Consider the following 17,254-nt stretch of genomic DNA (forward strand, 5'->3'; position numbering starts at 1 on the left):
GCGGCGACTGCCGAACCATTTCAGGACATTACTTTGTATTTCAGGCCGCGAATCGCTATTTAGCCGTTTTTTTCAGCCGTTGCGCCCTGCGAGGGTTGCGCCTGGCAAAGAATGCGTGATAATCAGCGAATTGTGCCTCATTGCAGGGTAACGCCGATGGAAATCCGCTCCTTCCGCCAGGAAGATTTTGAAGAAGTCATTACGCTCTGGGAGCGTTGCGATCTGTTACGGCCGTGGAACGATCCGGAACTCGACATCGAACGCAAAATGAACCATGACCCGGAGCTGTTTCTGGTGGCTGAGGTAGGCGGCGAGGTCGTGGGCACGCTGATGGGCGGCTACGATGGTCATCGCGGCTCCGCCTACTATCTGGCGGTGCACCCCGATTATCAGGGCCGGGGATTTGCCAATGCGCTGATGAACCGGCTGGAGAAAAAGCTGATTGCGCGCGGCTGCCCGAAAATCCATCTGATGGTGCGCGAAGAGAACGATCAGGTGGTGGCTTTCTACGAGAAGCTGGATTACGAGCCGGTCGACTCGCTGCTGCTGGGCAAACGCCTGATTGAAGACCGCGAATACTGATTCCACGCGGCGCGCGGCCGGGTTTCTGCCCGCCATGCAGCACAGCGAATAAACTTTTTGCCGGTTTGCGACTCCAACAGGCACGCCAGTCGGCACAAAAGAAAGGAGTTTGCATGAAAGTTGTTCGTCCCGCCCTGCTGGTCAGCGCCCTGGTGCTGGCCGGTTGCGCCAGTTCCGGTTCCTCTTCCCCTGCCAGCACCAGCGAAAGTCACTGGTACAATCCGCTCAGCTATCACTGGTCGGCGCTCAATCCGTTCAGCTGGTTTGGCAGTTCGCTCACCGTCACCGAGCAGGGCGTCGCCGGGCTGAACAGCAACACGGCAATGTCGGAGTCCGCCATTGGCGCCGCGCTGAACAATGATTATCAGCTGCGTCAGGGCATGCGCACGCAGAACGGGCAGGTGGTAGATTTCTGGCAGGCGCTGGATGACGGTAAGGTTAAGCTGGTGATCAATGGCCAGCGCAGCGTCGAGCGCATTGAAGTGCTCGATAGCGACGCACGCAGCGCCGACGGCAGTAAAATCGGTGATGCGTTCAGCGATAAATTCAGCAAAGCGTTTGATAACTGCAAAATGGTCGCCGGGCTGGATGTGCGCGATGTTGAGTGCCGCGCGCCGGGTAGTCAGCATATCGCCTATATCTACAGCGGCGAGTGGCACGGTCCGACCGGGCTGATGCCGTCGGATGATACGTTAAAAAGCTGGAAAATCAGTAAGATCGTCTGGCAGCGTTAACTGGCGAAAAAATTGCGTTAACGCATCTTCTGCGCAGGGCTTTCCGGTATGATACCGGCGAAAAAACGCCGTTAACTTTTATGCCGGAGAGCATTGTCATGTCTCAGTTTCAGAGCGGGATCCTGCTGGAGCACCGCCGTTTCGCCATTTGGCTGGAAGCCCGCGCCACCGGCGACCTCGCTGCGCTGCGCCAGGGTTGCCACGCCTTTCTGCAACAGCTGGCTGCGCTACAGCAGCAATTCCCGGACGCCGGTCTCGGTGCGGTCATCGCCTTTGGTGATGCGCTGTGGCGCGATCTGCAGGGCACCGATTCAGCTCCTGAACTCAAAGCTTTCACGCCGCTCGGCAAAGGTGCGGCACCGGCGACGCAGCGCGATCTGTTGATCCATATTCAGTCGCTGCGTCACGACGTGAACTTTTCGCTGGCGCAGGCGGCGCTCACGGCGTTTGCCGGCGCGGTCGCCATTGAAGAAGAGACGCACGGTTTCCGCTGGGTCGAGGATCGCGATCTTTCCGGTTTTGTTGATGGCACCGAAAACCCGCAGGGCGAGGCGCGCCAGCAGGTGGCGATCATTGCTGACGGCCCGGATGCCGGCGGCAGCTACGTGTTGACCCAGCGCTGGGAGCACAACCTGCCGCAGTTCAACCGGCTGGCGATTGATAAGCAGGAAGCGATTATTGGCCGCACCAAACAGGACAATGAAGAGCTGCCGGGCGATCAGCGGCCAGCGACGTCGCACCTGAGCCGCGTGGATTTGAAAGAAGCGGGCAAAGGCCTGAAGATTCTGCGCCAGAGCCTGCCGTACGGCACCGCCAGCGGTCGCCACGGTCTCTATTTTATTTCGTACTGTCATCGTCTGTATAACATTGAGCAGCAGCTGCTGAGCATGTTTGGCGAGCGCGACGGCAAGATGGATGCCATGTTACGGTTCACCAAACCGGTGAGCGGCAGCTACTTCTTTGCCCCTTCGCTGACGGCGCTGCAGGCGCTGTCACGTTAATCCATCGCGTTTTACCGGTGCGCCGCCGTGCGCACCACATCCCCGCTTGACGCGGCTCAGTTAATCCCGCCCTGCGCATAAACTCTGCCGCTGGCTTATGCCTTTTTAGACTTTGAAATCCCTAAACGATATATAAAACCGTTACAGCTTTCGCCAGAGTTATAAATACACTGACAGCATCTAATGGCATAGGCTCGAACTCCATTTCTCAGGGTGCAGCATGACACGTTCGGTTTCGAAAAAATGGCTTGGCGGTATAGCGCTGTCGCTGAGTTTAGCGGGCGCGGCACAGGCAACAGAGCTGCTCAATAGCTCTTACGATGTGTCACGTGAACTGTTTGTTGCCCTGAATGCGCCGTTTGAACAGCAGTGGGACGCGGCGCACCCTGACGACAAGCTGACCATTAAACAGTCACATGCGGGCTCCTCAAAACAGGCGCTGGCCATTCTGCAGGGGCTGCGTGCTGATGTTGTCACGTACAACCAGGTGACCGATGTGCAGGTGCTGCACGACAAAGGCAACCTGATCCCGGCCGACTGGCAGAGCCGTCTGCCTAACAGCAGCTCACCGTTTTATTCCACCATGGCGTTCCTGGTGCGCAAGGGGAATCCAAAGCAGATTCACGACTGGGCCGATCTGGCGCGCGATAACGTGAAACTGATTTTCCCGAATCCGAAAACCTCCGGTAACGGCCGTTACACCTATCTGGCCGCGTGGGGCGCTGCCGACCAGGCGGATGGCAAAGATCAGGCCAAAACCGAAGCGTTTATGACGAAGTTCCTGAAGAACGTCGAAGTGTTTGATACCGGCGGCCGTGGTGCCACCACCACTTTTGCCGAGCGCGGACTGGGTGATGTGCTGATCAGCTTTGAATCGGAAGTGAACAATATCCGTAACCAGTACGGTAAAGACCAATACGAAGTGATTGTGCCGAAAACCAACATCCTTGCTGAATTCCCGGTCGCGTGGGTCGATAAGAACGTCGAACACAACGGGACGGCGGAAGCGGCGAAAGCCTATCTTAACTACCTCTACACGCCGCAGGCGCAGAAAATCATCACCGGCTTTTACTATCGCGTGAACAACCCGCAGCTGATGGCGGAGCAGAAAGATCGCTTCCCGCAGACTGCGCTGTTCAATGTTAATGACGCGTTTGGCGGCTGGCCACAGGTGATGAAAACCCACTTCGCCAGCGGCGGTGAGCTGGATAAATTACTGGCAGCGGGGCGCGGCTGATGTTGGCTTCTGCACAGAAACGCGTTCTGCCCGGCTTTGGCCTCAGCCTCGGCACCAGCCTGCTGTTTACCTGTCTGATTCTGCTGCTGCCGATCAGCGCGCTGCTGATGCAGCTGTCGCAGATGACGCTGGCGCAGTACTGGCAGGTGATCAGCAATCCGCAACTGGTGGCGGCGTATAAAGTCACGCTGCTGTCAGCGGGCGTGGCCTCGCTGTTTAACGCGGTGTTTGGCATGTTGATGGCGTGGATCCTGACCCGCTATCGCTTTCCCGGCCGTACGCTGCTGGATGGCCTGATAGACCTGCCGTTTGCGCTGCCGACGGCGGTGGCCGGTCTGACGCTGGCCGGGCTGTTTTCGGTTAACGGCTGGTACGGTCAGTGGCTGGCACATTTTGATATCAAAGTGTCTTACACCTGGCTCGGTATCGCGGTGGCGATGGCTTTCACCAGCATTCCGTTTGTGGTGCGTACCGTGCAGCCGGTGCTGGAAGAGTTAGGCCCGGAGTATGAGGAAGCGGCGGAAACCCTCGGTGCCACGCCGTGGCAGAGTTTCCGGCGCGTGGTGCTGCCGGAAGTCGCGCCGGCGCTGCTGGCCGGGACCGCGCTGTCGTTTACCCGCAGCCTCGGTGAATTTGGCGCGGTGATCTTTATCGCCGGTAACATCGCCTGGAAAACTGAAGTGACCTCGCTGATGATTTTTGTTCGCCTGCAGGAGTTTGATTATCCGGCCGCCAGCGCCATCGCTTCGGTGATCCTCGCGGCGTCGTTGCTGCTGCTGTTTGCGATTAACACCCTGCAGAGCCGCTTTGGCCGCCGTCTGGGAGGTCACTGATGGCTGAGATTTCACAGATCAATCATGCCGAGCGTCAGCCGGTGAACTGGGGCAAATGGCTGCTGATCGGCATTGGCGTGCTGGTATCGATTGGCCTGCTGGTGGTGCCGATGGTCTCCATCTTCTGGGAGGCGCTGGGGCAGGGCATCGGCAAGGCTTTTAGCAACCTGCAGGATGGTGACATGCTGCATGCTATCTGGCTGACGGTGCTGGTGGCGCTGATTACCGTGCCGGTTAACCTGGTGTTCGGCACGCTGCTGGCCTGGCTGGTGACGCGCTTTACTTTCCCCGGTCGCCAGCTGCTGCTGACCCTGTTCGATATTCCGTTTGCCGTGTCGCCGGTGGTGGCCGGTCTGATGTATCTGCTGTTCTGGGGCGTGAACGGCCCGGCTGGCGGCTGGCTTGATGCGCACAACATCCAGGTGATGTTTGCCTGGCCGGGTATGGTGCTGGCGACGATTTTCGTTACCTGTCCGTTTGTGGTGCGCGAGCTGGTGCCGGTGATGCTGAGCCAGGGCAGCCACGAAGATGAAGCCGCCGTGCTGCTGGGCGCGTCTGGCTGGCAGATGTTCCGCCGCGTGACGCTGCCAAACATTCGCTGGGCGCTGCTGTACGGCGTGGTGCTGACCAACGCGCGCGCCATCGGCGAATTTGGTGCGGTATCGGTAGTGTCCGGCTCGATTCGCGGCGAAACCTATACCTTACCTTTACAGGTTGAATTACTGCATCAGGATTACAACACCGTGGGCGCTTTTACCGCCGCCGCGCTGCTGACCCTGATGGCAATTGTGACGCTGTTTCTGAAAAGCGTGGTGCAGTGGCGATTAGAGCATCAGCAGAAGCGCCAACAGGAGGAAAATCATGAGCATTGAGATTAAACACATTAATAAAGCATTTGGCCGCACGCCGGTGCTGAACGATATCTCTCTGGATATTCCTTCCGGCAAGATGGTGGCGCTGCTCGGACCGTCCGGTTCAGGTAAAACCACGCTGCTGCGCATTATCGCCGGGCTGGAGCACCAGAACAGCGGGCAGATCCATTTTCATGGCAAAGACGTCAGCCGCACGCACGCACGCGATCGTCAGGTCGGCTTTGTGTTTCAGCACTATGCGCTGTTCCGCCATATGACGGTGTTCGACAACATCGCCTTTGGTCTGACGGTGTTGCCGCGCCGCGAGCGTCCGAACAGTGCCGAAATTAAGCAGCGCGTTACCCGTCTGCTGGAGATGGTGCAGCTGGCACATCTGGCCAACCGCTACCCGGCACAGCTCTCCGGTGGGCAGAAACAGCGCGTGGCGCTGGCGCGTGCGCTGGCGGTTGAGCCGCAGATTCTGCTGCTGGACGAACCCTTTGGCGCGCTGGATGCCCAGGTGCGTAAAGAGCTGCGCCGCTGGCTGCGTCAGCTGCATGAAGAGCTGAAATTTACCAGCGTGTTTGTGACCCACGACCAGGAAGAAGCGATGGAAGTGGCGGATAGCGTGGTGGTAATGAGTCAGGGCAATATTGAGCAGGTGGGCGCACCGGATGACGTGTGGCGCGAACCCGCCACCCGCTTTGTGCTGGAGTTCCTCGGCGAAGTGAACCGCTTTGACGGCGAAGTGCACGGCTCGCAGTTTCATGTGGGCGCGCATCGCTGGCCGCTGGGCTATACGCCAGCGCATCAGGGTGACGTGGAGCTGTTCCTGCGTCCGTGGGAAGTGGACGTGTCACGCCAGAGTAGCCTGGAGACACCGTTACCGGTGCAGGTGCTGGAGATCAGTCCGCGTGGCCACTTCTGGCAGCTGGTGGTTCAGCCCGTCGGCTGGCAGAGCGAGCCAATCTCGGTGGTATTCGCCGGTGAACAGACGGCGCCGATCCGCGGCGAACGGCTGTTTGTTGGTCTGCAACAGGCACGTATCTACCAGGGCACCACGCCGCTGCGCCCGGTTGCCTTTGCCGAAAGCGCCTGATATTTTTGTCACTCCTTCGGGCGGGATTTTCCCGCCCGATTTATTGGTACTCCTTTCGGCTGGAATGACACCGTGACCACTCTGGAAAATACCATCGGCAAAACGCCGCTGATTAAGTTGCAGCGCCTGACGCCGGATAACGGCAGCGAAATCTGGCTCAAGCTGGAAGGCAACAATCCGGCAGGTTCGGTGAAAGATCGCGCGGCCTGGTCGATGATCCACCACGCTGAGTTGCGGGGCGAAATCCAGCCCGGCGACACGCTGATTGAGGCCACCAGCGGCAATACCGGCATTGCGCTGGCGATGATTGCCGCGCTGAAAGGCTACCGGTTACGCCTGCTGATGCCGGAGAACATGAGCCAGGAGCGTCAGGATGCGATGCGCGCCTACGGGGCTGAGCTGGTTTTGGTGACACGCGAGCAGGGCATGGAGGGCGCGCGCGATCTGGCGCAGGTCATGGCGCAGCGTGGCGAAGGTAAGGTGCTGGATCAGTTTAATAATCCCGACAACCCGCTCGGCCATTATCTCACCACCGGTCCGGAGATCTGGCAGCAAAGCCACGGTCGTATGACGCATTTTGTCTCCAGCATGGGCACCACCGGCACCATCAGCGGCGTCGGGCGCTATCTGAAAGAGTTTGCCCCGGCGGTGAAAGTGATTGGTTTGCAGCCGCAGGAGGGCAGCAGTATTCCCGGTATTCGTCGCTGGCCGGCGGCCTATCTGCCGGGGATTTATCGTCCGGAACTGGTGGATGAAGTGATAGATATGGCGCAGCAGGAGGCAGAAGAGACCATGCGCGCGCTGGCGCAGCGCGAAGGCATTTTCTGCGGCGTCAGTTCAGGTGGGTCAGTGGCTGGCGCATTGCGCATCGCGACGGCGCAGCCGGGCAGTGTGGTTGTCGCCATTGTCTGCGATCGCGGCGATCGCTATCTTTCCACCGGTGTTTTTCACCGCTAGTTCCCCCCGCCTGTTTCTGGCTTCGTGCGCCCTGTGACGCGGCGTACGGGCCATTTTTGTCTATAGTCTCCCTAAGCATGTTCTGACGCGCTCACTGTAAGGATCGCGTAAAACCGGCTGCTTTCCCGCGGCACTCAGGACAAAATAGCGGCAATTTTGGTCGAGAGAAAAAGATGAAAATCCTGCTTGTTGATGACGATGTTGAACTTGGCACCATGCTGAGCCAGTACCTGATTGCCGAAGGTTTTGAAACCCAGCTGGTGCTGACCGGCAGCGCCGGGATTGAAGGGGCATTATCCGGACACTACACCGCGATGATTCTCGACATCATGCTGCCGGATATGAGCGGTATTGATGTGCTGCGTCAGGTGCGGCAGAACAGCCGCCTGCCGGTGATTATGCTGACGGCGAAGGGCGACAATATCGATCGCGTTATCGGCCTGGAGATGGGCGCGGATGACTATGTGCCCAAACCCTGCTATCCGCGCGAGCTGGTGGCGCGTCTGCGCGCGGTGCTGCGTCGCTTTGAAGATCAGGCACCGGTGCCGGATAAGAAAGAGGTCCTGCGCTGGGGCGATCTCAGCCTGAACCCGGCCACGCGTATCACGGAGTGGCAGGGCAAAGCTTTTGATCTCACCGCGTCGGAGTTCAATCTGCTGGATCTGCTGCTGCGCGCACCGGACCGCGTGGTGTCCAAAGATGAGCTGTCGGAGAAGGGGCTGGGCCGTCCGCGTGAAGCTTACGATCGCAGCGTGGATGTGCACATCAGCAACATCCGCCAGAAGCTGGCTGCGCTGACCGCAGACAGCGTGAATATTGAAACCGTGCGCAGCATTGGTTATCGCATTCGATGAAACACAGCTACCGTGGCCGCATGTTCTGGAAGATTCTGCTGGGCTTCTGGATTGTGTTTGTGATTATCAGCCAGCTGCTGTGGCTGGGCTTTACCTTGTCAGGAAACCGTCACGAGCCGCCGGAGATTGTGGCGGTACGTCGAATCGTTAATCTGCAAATGGCTTCAGCGGTGTCGGTACTGGAGCGCGGCGGCCCCAGCTCGCTTGACGATATGATGGCCGACTGGGAGCCGAACGATCGCCAGTTTTTCTCGGTGATTCAGCACGCCAGACCGGCCACTACGCCGGACAATGCGCCGCCGGAGACCTTTAATCAGCCGTTTCACGGCCCGTTTCCGCAGGTGATTGTGCGCTGGGTGAAGGGCTCTGACGGTAAAGAGTACGAACTGCGCTATGACGTCAAAGGGCTGCGTGAAGACAGTTCAATGGGCGGCGGAGGCCCGCGTCGTATTCTGAATATCCCCGAGCCGATGTTTACCTTTGCCGGCGCGCTGGGGCTGCTGTTTAGTCTGCTGCTGGCGTGGAACCTGACGCGACCAATGCGTCAGCTGCGGGAGGGGTTTGCCCGCGTGTCGCGCGGTGATTTGTCGGTGCGGCTCTATCCGGTGATGCGCCGCCGCCATGATGAGCTGTCGATTGTGGCCCAGGATTTTGATGCGATGGTGGAGCGGCTGGATACGCTGGTGAAAGCGCGTGAGGAGCTGCTGCACGATATCTCCCACGAGCTGCGCTCCCCGCTGGCGCGCCTGCAATTAGCCACCGGTCTGGCGCGCCAGACGCCGGAGTCGGTAGCATCCTCACTGAATCGCATCGACGAGGAGGCGCGCCGTCTGGATAAGATGATCGGCGAACTGCTGACGCTATCGCGCGCTGAGCATGAGAGCATGCCTGGCGAGCAGTATTTTGACCTGACCGGCCTGCTGCATGCGGTGGTAACCGATGTGCGCTACGAAGCGCAGATCCCCGGTGTGCACGTAGATTTTCTGGTGGATGAGAACGCGGATTACACCGTGCGCGGTAATGCTGAGCTGATCCGCCGCGGCGTAGAGAATGTGCTGCGCAACGCGCTGCGTTTCTCACATCAGGGGCAGCATATCAGCGTGCAGTTGCAGGCGGAGAATCAGTGGCTGGCGATTCGCGTGCGCGATCAGGGGCCGGGCGTGGATGATGAGAAGCTGTCGAGTATCTTCGATCCGTTCGTTCGGGTGAATTCGCCGCTGATGGGCAAAGGCTACGGGCTGGGGCTGTCGATCGTGCGCAAAGTGGTTCTGGCACATCACGGCGAAGTTGAGGCAGTGAACCGTCCGGAAGGCGGGCTGGAAGTGACGCTGCGGCTGCCGCGCTGGAAGCAGGCGTAATCTAACCGCGTACACCGAAGCATCAGGCGGTCGGCGTGGCGGGGCAGAGGAGTAAAGCGTCCCGCGCCATGGACGGCGCGGGCCGAGGCCCAGGGATGGTTTATGCCGTCTTTACGATCTGCCCCGCCACGCTGACCGACCGCAACGAATGGCAGAGCTCGGTTAACAACGGGCAAACAAAAACGGCACCCATTGGGTGCCGTTTTCACGCAATCAGCGCGGTTTACTTCCTGATGCGGATAACCGGCGTTTCGCCCACGGTAACCTGACCGGAGAGTTTCACCAGGTCTTTGATCTCATCCATATTCGAGATCACGACCGGGGTCAGCGTGGATTTGGCTTTCTCTTCCAGCAGCGGCAGATCAAACTCGATCACCACATCGCCTTTTTTCACTTTCTGGCCTTCTTCAGCGATGCGTTTGAAGCCTTCACCTTTCAGTTCTACCGTGTCGATACCGAAGTGCACGAACAGTTCGATGCCGTTATCAGACTCGATAGAAAACGCGTGGTTGGTTTCGAAAATCTTGCCGATAGTACCATCCACTGGTGCAACCATTTTGTTGCCAGTAGGTTTGATGGCGATACCATCACCGACGATTTTCTCTGCGAATACCACATCAGGTACGTCTTCGATATTCACGATTTCGCCTGACAGAGGCGCAACGATATCGATAGTCCCTGACGCGCTCTCTGATTTATCGCCAAAAAGTTTAGAAAACAAACCCATGATCTTCTCCTAAGCAGTAATTTGGGGCCAGCGTCTCGTGGATCAGCAGAGCGTTTTTTCTTTGATGAACTTGTTCACCAGGTTCATCAAATCTTCCGCTGTGGGTTGAGCCAGAGCCTGCTCTGCCAGTGCCTTCGCATCTTCGAAATTGGTATTGCGAATGATCTTCTTGATGCTTGGGATTGAAATGGCACTCATGCTGAATTCGTCCAGCCCCATTCCCAGTAACAGTAGTGTAGCACGTTCATCACCAGCCAGCTCACCACACATGCCGGTCCATTTCCCTTCGGCATGTGATGCGTCGATCACTTGCTTAATGAGGCCCAGTACAGATGGCGTCATTGGGTTATAGAGGTGTGAAATCAAATCATTACCACGATCGACCGCCAGAGTATACTGCGTCAGGTCATTTGTCCCAATACTAAAGAAGTCGACTTCTTTCGCCAGATGGCGGGCAATCACTGCGGAAGCCGGGGTTTCCACCATGATGCCCACTTCAATGGACTCATCAAAGGCTTTACCTTCTTCACGCAGCTGTGCCTTCAGCATCTCCAGCTCAGCCTTCAGGAAGCGCACTTCTTCAACCGAAATGATCATCGGGAACATGATGCGCAGTTTGCCGAAAGAAGACGCACGCAGAATGGCGCGCAGCTGGGCATGCAGAATCTCTTTGCGGTCCATGGCGATACGAATCGCACGCCAGCCGAGGAACGGGTTCTCTTCTTTTGGCAGGTTCATGTACGGCAGATCTTTGTCGCCGCCAATGTCCATGGTACGCACGATCACGGCCTGGGAACCCATCGCTTCCGCCACGGCTTTGTAAGCCTGGAACTGCTCTTCTTCGCTTGGCAGCGAATCGCGGTCCATAAACAGGAATTCAGTACGGTACAGACCAACACCTTCCGCGCCGTTGCGCTCAGCACCGGCGACATCACGCACGGTACCGATGTTGGCGCACACTTCAACCTGGTGGCCGTCCAGCGTAATCGCTGGCAGATCTTTCAGTTTCGCCAGCTCGTGCTTCTCAGACAGATACTGCGTCTGAATCGCTTTCAGCTCTTCCTGCACGTCATCGGTCGGATTGACGTAAATCTTGTTGTTCACGCCATCGATAATCAGGAAATCACCGTTTTTCACGGTAGCGGTCACGTTGCCGGTGCCGACAATTGCTGGCAGCTCCAGCGAACGCGCCATGATCGAGGTGTGTGAAGTACGGCCACCCAGATCGGTAATAAAGCCCAGCACCTTTTTCAGGTTCAGCTGTGCGGTTTCGGATGGCGTCAGATCTTTAGCCACCAGAATGGATTCGTCAGCAATGGCGCTCAGGTCAACGATATGCAGACCCAGAATGTTCTGCAGCAGACGCTTGCCGATGTCACGTACGTCAGCCGCGCGCTCTTTCAGATATTCGTCGTCGAGCTCTTCCAGCGCTTTCGCCTGGCCGTCAACCACAGAGTGGGCGGCGGCGTCAGCGGTTACGTGATCTTTTTTAATCAGGTCGATGATTTCCTGCTCAAGCTCTTCGTCTTCGAGCAGCATGATGTGACCTTCAAAGATCGCCGCTTTCTCTTCACCGAAGGTTTCACCGGCTTTCACACGGATGGCTTCAAGCTGCCCGGCTGCTTTGCTGCGACCGTCGAGGAAGCGCTGAACTTCCTGCTCAACCTGGTCGTCAGTAATCTTTTTACGGCTGATGACGATCTCGTCTTCCTTCAGCAGCAGTGCTTTGCCGAAAGCGATACCCGGTGATGCTAAAATGCCTGAAATCATAACCCTACCTTTTAATCACGATGGCTCATTGACCCAATGCGTTGCCACTGTCGCGGAGCAGTACTCTAAGGAAGCAATAACGCGGACAGGTTGTCCGCGATCAACATAATTGCACTCAATGGGGCAAAGGAGTCGGTTTAATGGCTTGCCGGAGCGGAATTACTCCAGTTCAGCCATCAGTTTGACCAGATGCTCAACCGCCTGCTGCTCGTCTTCACCTTCTGCAGAAAGCGTAACAACCGTACCCTGAGTCAGACCCAGAGTCTGCAGTTTGAACAGGCTTTTCGCGCTGGCAGATTTGCCGTTAGAAGTAACGGTGATTTCAGACTGGAAAGCCTTCGCTTCTTTCACGAACTGAGCTGCAGGACGGGTATGGAGGCCGTTAGGTGCGGTAATGGTAACTTCTTGCTGGAACATTCTATTTCCCCAACTTTATCAGGTTTGGTGTTATGGATCTAAAGTCTAGCCTGGAGCCGTAACTTTAGCCTGTGTAGGTGCGCTGGTACGGCATCACGCTGACCAAAAAATGCGCTTGAATGAAAAAGTCATTTTTTCGATGACGGATCAAAACTGCTGCAATACGTCACTCTGCTGATTATGCCGTGATTCGCCGTTTCACCAAATCAGTAAATCGATTCAGCTTGATCCACTTCAAAGGCAGATTAATTTCAGGCACCGAAATAATTGGCTGCTTAAATACCAGAGCCGCATCACTGAAATCAATCTGCCCGGTGGTAAAAGTGAGATCTGCGCCACAAAAAAGCACCCATTTGGGTGCTTTTTTCATGATTTTCAGACTCTGTCGTTTACTGTTGCAGCTCTTTTTCGGTGAACAGATCGGCAAACAGTGCGGTACTGAGATAGCGTTCGCCGGAAGAGGGCAGAATCACCACGATATTTTTATTGGCGAAGGCTTCATCTTCCTGCAGCTTAAGGGCAGCCGCCACCGCTGCACCGGAAGAGATACCGGCCAGAATGCCTTCCTCTTCCATCAGCTGACGCGCGGTGCTGATCGCTTCTTCATTGGTGATGGCCACCACGCGGTCAATCAGTTTCAGGTCAAGGTTGCCCGGAATAAAACCGGCACCGATGCCCTGAATCTTGTGCGGGCCCGGTTTGATCTCTTCTCCCGCCAGCGCCTGCGCGATGACCGGGGAATCTGTAGGCTCAACGGCCACGGTGATCAAATCCTGCTTGCCTTTGGTGTTCTTGATGTAGCGGCTCACGCCGGTCAGCGTACCGCCGGTGCCCACGCCGGCAATGAAAACGTCTACGGCGCCGTCAGTGTCTTCCCAGATCTCCGGGCCAGTGGTCTTTTCGTGAATCTCCGGGTTGGCCGGGTTGCTGAACTGCTGCAGCAGCACATATTTGTCCGGATCGCTGGCAACAATCTCTTCTGCTTTAGCGATGGCGCCCTTCATGCCTTTTGGCCCTTCGGTCAGCACCAGATTGGCGCCCAGCGCTTTCAGCAGCTTGCGACGTTCAATCGACATGGTCTCAGGCATGGTCAGCGTCAGCTTGTAGCCGCGCGCAGCAGCGACATAGGCCAGCGCAATGCCGGTGTTGCCGCTGGTTGGCTCTACCAGCTCAACGCCCGGTTTCAGAATACCGCGTTTTTCTGCGTCCCAAATCATATTGGCACCGATACGGCATTTAACGCTGAAGCTCGGGTTACGCGACTCGACCTTCGCCAGAATGCGTCCATTACCGATGCGGTTCAGTCGAACCAGCGGCGTATGACCAATTGTCAGAGAGTTGTCTTCATAGATTTTACTCATAGCCCGTCCTTAACTGTATGAAATATTGGGAACCCTCAGAGCATACCTGTTCTGACCCCCGGCGGAAGGAAAGAAATCGTATATCTATATAGCCTGCGACCATAAGCCTGATGCAAAAATGCATAAGGCTTTTTGATGCATTATAGATGACGTGCATGCTGGCTGCGGTAGCGATCGACCCACATGGCGGTCGCGCCGCATACCGCGACCGGCATGATGGCGAGATTGAGGACCGGAATCATGGTGAACAGACTGACCAGCGCGCCAAACTGCATATTGGCGGTTTTATGCTGACGCAGCGCGTTACGCATCTGAGGAAAACTGACTTTGTGGTTGTCGAACGGATAGTCGCAATATTGTATCGATAGCATCCAGGCGCTAAACAGAAACCACAACACCGGCGCCACGGTCTGGCCAAAGCCGGGGATAAAATAGAGCAGCAGCAGGCCCAGTGCGCGCGGCAAATAGTAGCCGAGCTTCTGTAACTCGCGCTTCATGATGCGCGGGATGTCTTTCATCATGCCGAGCCAGCCACTGTCCGGCAGGGGTTTTCCGGTCAGACGTCCTTCCAGCTGCTCCGCCAGCAGGCCGCAAAACGGCGCGGCAATCCAGTTGGCGATGGTGGAGAAGAAATAGCTGAATACCAGCACAATCGAAATTACCGACAGCGGCCACAGCAGATAGCTCAGCCACTGCAGCCAGTCCGGCACGTGCGACATCAGCTGTGGAATCCACTGGCCGAGGCGCTGAAACAGCCAGATAAACGCACCGCCCAGCAGCACAATGTTCACCAGCAGCGGGATGATGACGTAGCGGCGGATACCGGGCAGACGCACCAGTTTCCAGCCCTGGGCAAAATAATGAATACCATTCATGGATGAGACCGAATTCTCAGCGGGCATAGCGAGCCTTTCTCCTTTATGTAGCGGCGCCAACATCATAACCTGGCTTTTTATCGGTGACAGGCGCACTTTGCGCGAAAAAACAGCAAAAAAGCGTGGGGCAGCTATCTTATTTGTCAGAAAATACTGCACAGACTTGCACTTGTGTAGCTGGGCAAATACAGTTAGAGGATAAAGTTTGCCGTGGTGGCAAGGTATTGGAACAACAGAGAATACAATGATGCAGGATTTGCGTCTGATATTAATCGTTGTTGGCGCGATCGCCATAATAGCGCTGCTTCTTCACGGACTGTGGACCAGCCGTAAAGAGCGCTCTTCCGTGTTTCGCGATCGCCCGCACAAACGTCTGAAACAGCGTGAAGAAGCGGATGACGATGATCTGCTGAACAGCGAAGACGATGGCGTCGGCGAAGTACGCGTGCGTCGTCAGCGTGATGCCGAAGACGAGCCGCAGTTCGATGCGCCGGTCACCAAACCTGCTGCTCCGCGTGCGCCGGAACCGGTGCGTCAGCCGTTCCCACGGCAGGAAACGCCGTTAAGCGGCGATCCGCTGCTGGACGATGAGCCGGTACGTCAGCCTGCACCTGCGCCACAACCGCAGGCGTCGGTAGCGCAGCCCGTGCCGCAGCCACAAGCGATTCAGGCCGATCCGCTGCTGGATAATGAACCGCTGTCCGCCACCCAGCCGGCTCCGGAGTTTACCGCCGCCGAGCCGGAGGTTAAACAACCTGAACCTGCGCCTGTGCAGGAAGCTGCACCGCAACCGCAGCCCGCTGCGCCGGGCAGTAAAAAAGAAGCGGTGCTGGTGTTGCACGTTGCCGCGCATGCCGGTGGCGCACTGAACGGTGAAGCGCTGCTGCAGGGCATTCTGCAGGCTGGCTTCCAGTTTGGTGAAATGAACATTTTCCATCGCCATCTCAGCCCGGCTGGCAGCGGTCCGGTGCTGTTCAGCCTGGCGAACATGGTCAAACCGGGTTCGTTCAATCCGGATGAAATGGGCGATTTCACCACGCCGGGCGTCTCAATCTTTATGATGGTGCCGTCCTACGGTGACGCCAATCAGAACTTTAAGCTGATGCTGCAATCGGCACAGCGCATCGCCGATGATGTCGGTGGCGTGGTGCTGGATGATGAGCGTCGCATGATGACACCACAAAAGCTGGAAACCTACAAAGCACGCATCCGCGAGGTTATTGGCTAAACGCCGCCAGCAGTATCACCTTTTAACTAAATAACCCCCGCTTGCCGGGGGTTTTTTATCGGACGAGAGAATATGACATCGGTTCAGGAGCAGATCACCGCGCTGCGCACCACGTTACGCCACCACGAATACCTCTATCACGTGATGGATACGCCGGAAATCCCGGATGCAGAATATGACCGATTGATGCGCGAACTGCGTGAGCTGGAGAGCGCGCATCCCGATTTAATCACCCCGGATTCTCCCACCCAGCGCGTGGGCGCGGCACCGCTTGCCACCTTTGAACAGGTGCGCCATGAAGTGCCGATGCTGTCGCTTGATAACACCTTTGATGAAGCCGGATTTCTTGCCTTCAATAAGCGCGTGCAGGATCGCCTGAAAAGCACTGACGATCTCACCTATTGCTGTGAGCTGAAGCTGGATGGTCTGGCGGTAAGTTTACTGTATGAAAACGGCCTGCTGGTGCGTGCCGCCACGCGCGGCGATGGCACCACCGGCGAAAACATCACGGCGAACGTGCGCACCATTCACGCCATTCCGCTGCGCCTGCACGGCGACAATATTCCGGCGCGGGTAGAAGTGCGCGGCGAAGTATTCATGACTGAAAGCGGCTTTGAGAAGCTGAATGAGGAAGCGCGACGCACCGGCGGCAAAGTGTTTGCCAACCCGCGTAATGCGGCGGCCGGCTCGCTGCGCCAGCTCGATCCGCGTATCACCGCGAAACGTCCGCTGACCTTCTTCTGCTACGGTTTCGGCCTGCTGAAGGGCGGCGAAATGCCTGCCAGCCACTGGCAGCGTCTGCAACAGTTTAAGGCCTGGGGATTACCGGTCAGCGAGCGGATTCGTCTGGTGCACACCGCGGATGAAGTGCTGGCGTTTTATCGTCAGGTTGAGCAGGACCGTCCGTCACTCGGCTTTGATATTGACGGCGTGGTGATCAAAGTCGATTCGCAGGCGCTGCAGGAGCAGCTGGGCTTTGTGGCGCGCGCACCGCGCTGGGCGGTGGCATTCAAGTTCCCGGCGCAGGAGCAGATGACGGTGGTGCGCGACGTCGAGTTTCAGGTTGGACGTACCGGCGCGATTACGCCGGTGGCGCGCCTCGAACCGGTGCAGGTCGCGGGTGTGATAGTCAGTAATGCGACGCTGCACAACGCCGATGAAATCGCCCGGCTGGGGCTGCGTATCGGTGACAAAGTGGTGATTCGTCGCGCGGGTGACGTGATTCCGCAGGTGGTCAACGTGGTGGAATCTGAGCGTCCGGCGGATGCGCGCGAGATTGTGTTTCCCAGCCACTGTCCGGTGTGCGGTTCTGACGTAGAGCGTGTGGAAGGCGAAGCCGTAACGCGCTGTACCGGCGGGCTGATTTGCGG

At 57.3% G+C, this 17,254-nt stretch carries 18 protein-coding genes; 12 read left to right on the forward strand and 6 right to left on the reverse strand.

All coding sequences use genetic code 11. The annotated features are described in order from the left end of the window. Nucleotides 1-156 precede the first annotated feature (156 nt). From ERD80_RS15915 to ERD80_RS15960, 10 genes are all read left to right on the forward strand, one after another. Nucleotides 157-582 carry a GNAT family acetyltransferase gene (locus ERD80_RS15915; protein ID WP_021508071.1) on the forward strand — a complete coding sequence of 142 codons (426 nt, stop codon included), beginning with the start codon at nt 157-159 and terminating at the stop codon, nt 580-582. 113 nt (nt 583-695) lie between these two features. Then, on the forward strand, nt 696-1,316 hold the full coding sequence (locus tag ERD80_RS15920; RefSeq protein ID WP_021508072.1) for an RpoE-regulated lipoprotein: 621 nt from the start codon (nt 696-698) through the stop codon (nt 1,314-1,316). A gap of 98 nt (nt 1,317-1,414) precedes the next feature. Continuing rightward, nucleotides 1,415-2,317, forward strand: coding sequence for a Dyp-type peroxidase (locus ERD80_RS15925; protein WP_136547590.1), 903 nt, complete (start codon nt 1,415-1,417; stop codon nt 2,315-2,317). Between the two features lie 220 nt (nt 2,318-2,537). Continuing rightward, on the forward strand, nt 2,538-3,554 hold the full coding sequence (locus ERD80_RS15930; RefSeq protein WP_058775688.1) for a sulfate ABC transporter substrate-binding protein: 1,017 nt from the start codon (nt 2,538-2,540) through the stop codon (nt 3,552-3,554). Further along, nucleotides 3,554-4,387 carry a sulfate/thiosulfate ABC transporter permease CysT gene (gene cysT, locus ERD80_RS15935; RefSeq protein WP_058775689.1) on the forward strand — a complete coding sequence of 278 codons (834 nt, stop codon included), beginning with the start codon at nt 3,554-3,556 and terminating at the stop codon, nt 4,385-4,387. The genes ERD80_RS15930 and cysT overlap by 1 nt, the downstream gene beginning before the upstream one ends. Continuing rightward, nucleotides 4,387-5,259, forward strand: a complete 873-nt coding sequence (gene cysW / locus ERD80_RS15940; RefSeq protein ID WP_021508076.1) for a sulfate/thiosulfate ABC transporter permease CysW — start codon at nt 4,387-4,389, stop codon at nt 5,257-5,259. Before cysT ends, cysW begins: the two co-directional genes overlap by 1 nt. Continuing rightward, nucleotides 5,249-6,337, forward strand: coding sequence for a sulfate/thiosulfate ABC transporter ATP-binding protein CysA (gene cysA / locus ERD80_RS15945; protein WP_058770811.1), 1,089 nt, complete (start codon nt 5,249-5,251; stop codon nt 6,335-6,337). The genes cysW and cysA overlap by 11 nt, the downstream gene beginning before the upstream one ends. Nucleotides 6,338-6,409: 72 nt before the next feature. Further along, complete coding sequence (cysM, locus tag ERD80_RS15950) at nt 6,410-7,294, forward strand: cysteine synthase CysM (RefSeq protein ID WP_136547591.1); 885 nt, start codon at nt 6,410-6,412, stop codon at nt 7,292-7,294. A gap of 173 nt (nt 7,295-7,467) precedes the next feature. Beyond that, complete coding sequence (locus tag ERD80_RS15955; RefSeq protein ID WP_021508079.1) at nt 7,468-8,148, forward strand: response regulator transcription factor; 681 nt, start codon at nt 7,468-7,470, stop codon at nt 8,146-8,148. Continuing rightward, nucleotides 8,145-9,506, forward strand: a complete 1,362-nt coding sequence (locus tag ERD80_RS15960) for an ATP-binding protein (RefSeq protein ID WP_136547593.1) — start codon at nt 8,145-8,147, stop codon at nt 9,504-9,506. The genes ERD80_RS15955 and ERD80_RS15960 overlap by 4 nt, the downstream gene beginning before the upstream one ends. A gap of 223 nt (nt 9,507-9,729) precedes the next feature. Here ERD80_RS15960 and crr read toward each other — a convergent pair whose 3' ends face one another. From crr to cysZ, 6 genes are all read right to left on the reverse strand, one after another. After that, complete coding sequence (crr, locus tag ERD80_RS15965; RefSeq protein WP_010617547.1) at nt 9,730-10,233, reverse strand: PTS glucose transporter subunit IIA; 504 nt, start codon at nt 10,231-10,233, stop codon at nt 9,730-9,732. Nucleotides 10,234-10,275: 42 nt separating this feature from the next. After that, nucleotides 10,276-12,003, reverse strand: a complete 1,728-nt coding sequence (ptsI, locus tag ERD80_RS15970) for a phosphoenolpyruvate-protein phosphotransferase PtsI (RefSeq protein ID WP_125309124.1) — start codon at nt 12,001-12,003, stop codon at nt 10,276-10,278. 159 nt (nt 12,004-12,162) lie between these two features. Then, the gene (gene ptsH / locus ERD80_RS15975) at nt 12,163-12,420 is read right to left on the reverse strand and encodes a phosphocarrier protein Hpr (RefSeq protein ID WP_007889063.1); all 258 of its coding nucleotides are present in this window, start codon (nt 12,418-12,420) and stop codon (nt 12,163-12,165) included. 178 nt (nt 12,421-12,598) lie between these two features. After that, entirely contained in the window at nt 12,599-12,793 is a 195-nt protein-coding gene (locus ERD80_RS15980; RefSeq protein ID WP_021508082.1) for a hypothetical protein, read from the reverse strand. 16 nt (nt 12,794-12,809) lie between these two features. Continuing rightward, nucleotides 12,810-13,781 carry a cysteine synthase A gene (cysK, locus tag ERD80_RS15985; RefSeq protein ID WP_021508083.1) on the reverse strand — a complete coding sequence of 324 codons (972 nt, stop codon included), beginning with the start codon at nt 13,779-13,781 and terminating at the stop codon, nt 12,810-12,812. A 140-nt stretch (nt 13,782-13,921) separates the two neighbouring features. Further along, nucleotides 13,922-14,683 carry a sulfate transporter CysZ gene (cysZ, locus tag ERD80_RS15990; RefSeq protein ID WP_136547595.1) on the reverse strand — a complete coding sequence of 254 codons (762 nt, stop codon included), beginning with the start codon at nt 14,681-14,683 and terminating at the stop codon, nt 13,922-13,924. 217 nt (nt 14,684-14,900) lie between these two features. Between cysZ and zipA the strand changes: the two genes are divergently transcribed. Beyond that, nucleotides 14,901-15,884: a cell division protein ZipA gene (zipA, locus tag ERD80_RS15995; RefSeq protein WP_136547597.1), complete on the forward strand. Its 984-nt coding sequence runs from the start codon at nt 14,901-14,903 to the stop codon at nt 15,882-15,884. A gap of 72 nt (nt 15,885-15,956) precedes the next feature. Then, nucleotides 15,957-17,254 (forward strand): NAD-dependent DNA ligase LigA (gene ligA, locus ERD80_RS16000; protein WP_136547598.1); only part of this gene is annotated, 1,298 nt, incomplete at its 3' end.

It is taken from the genome of Pantoea sp. R102 (genome assembly GCF_004916815.1).
GTDB lineage: Bacteria > Pseudomonadota > Gammaproteobacteria > Enterobacterales > Enterobacteriaceae > Pantoea > Pantoea dispersa.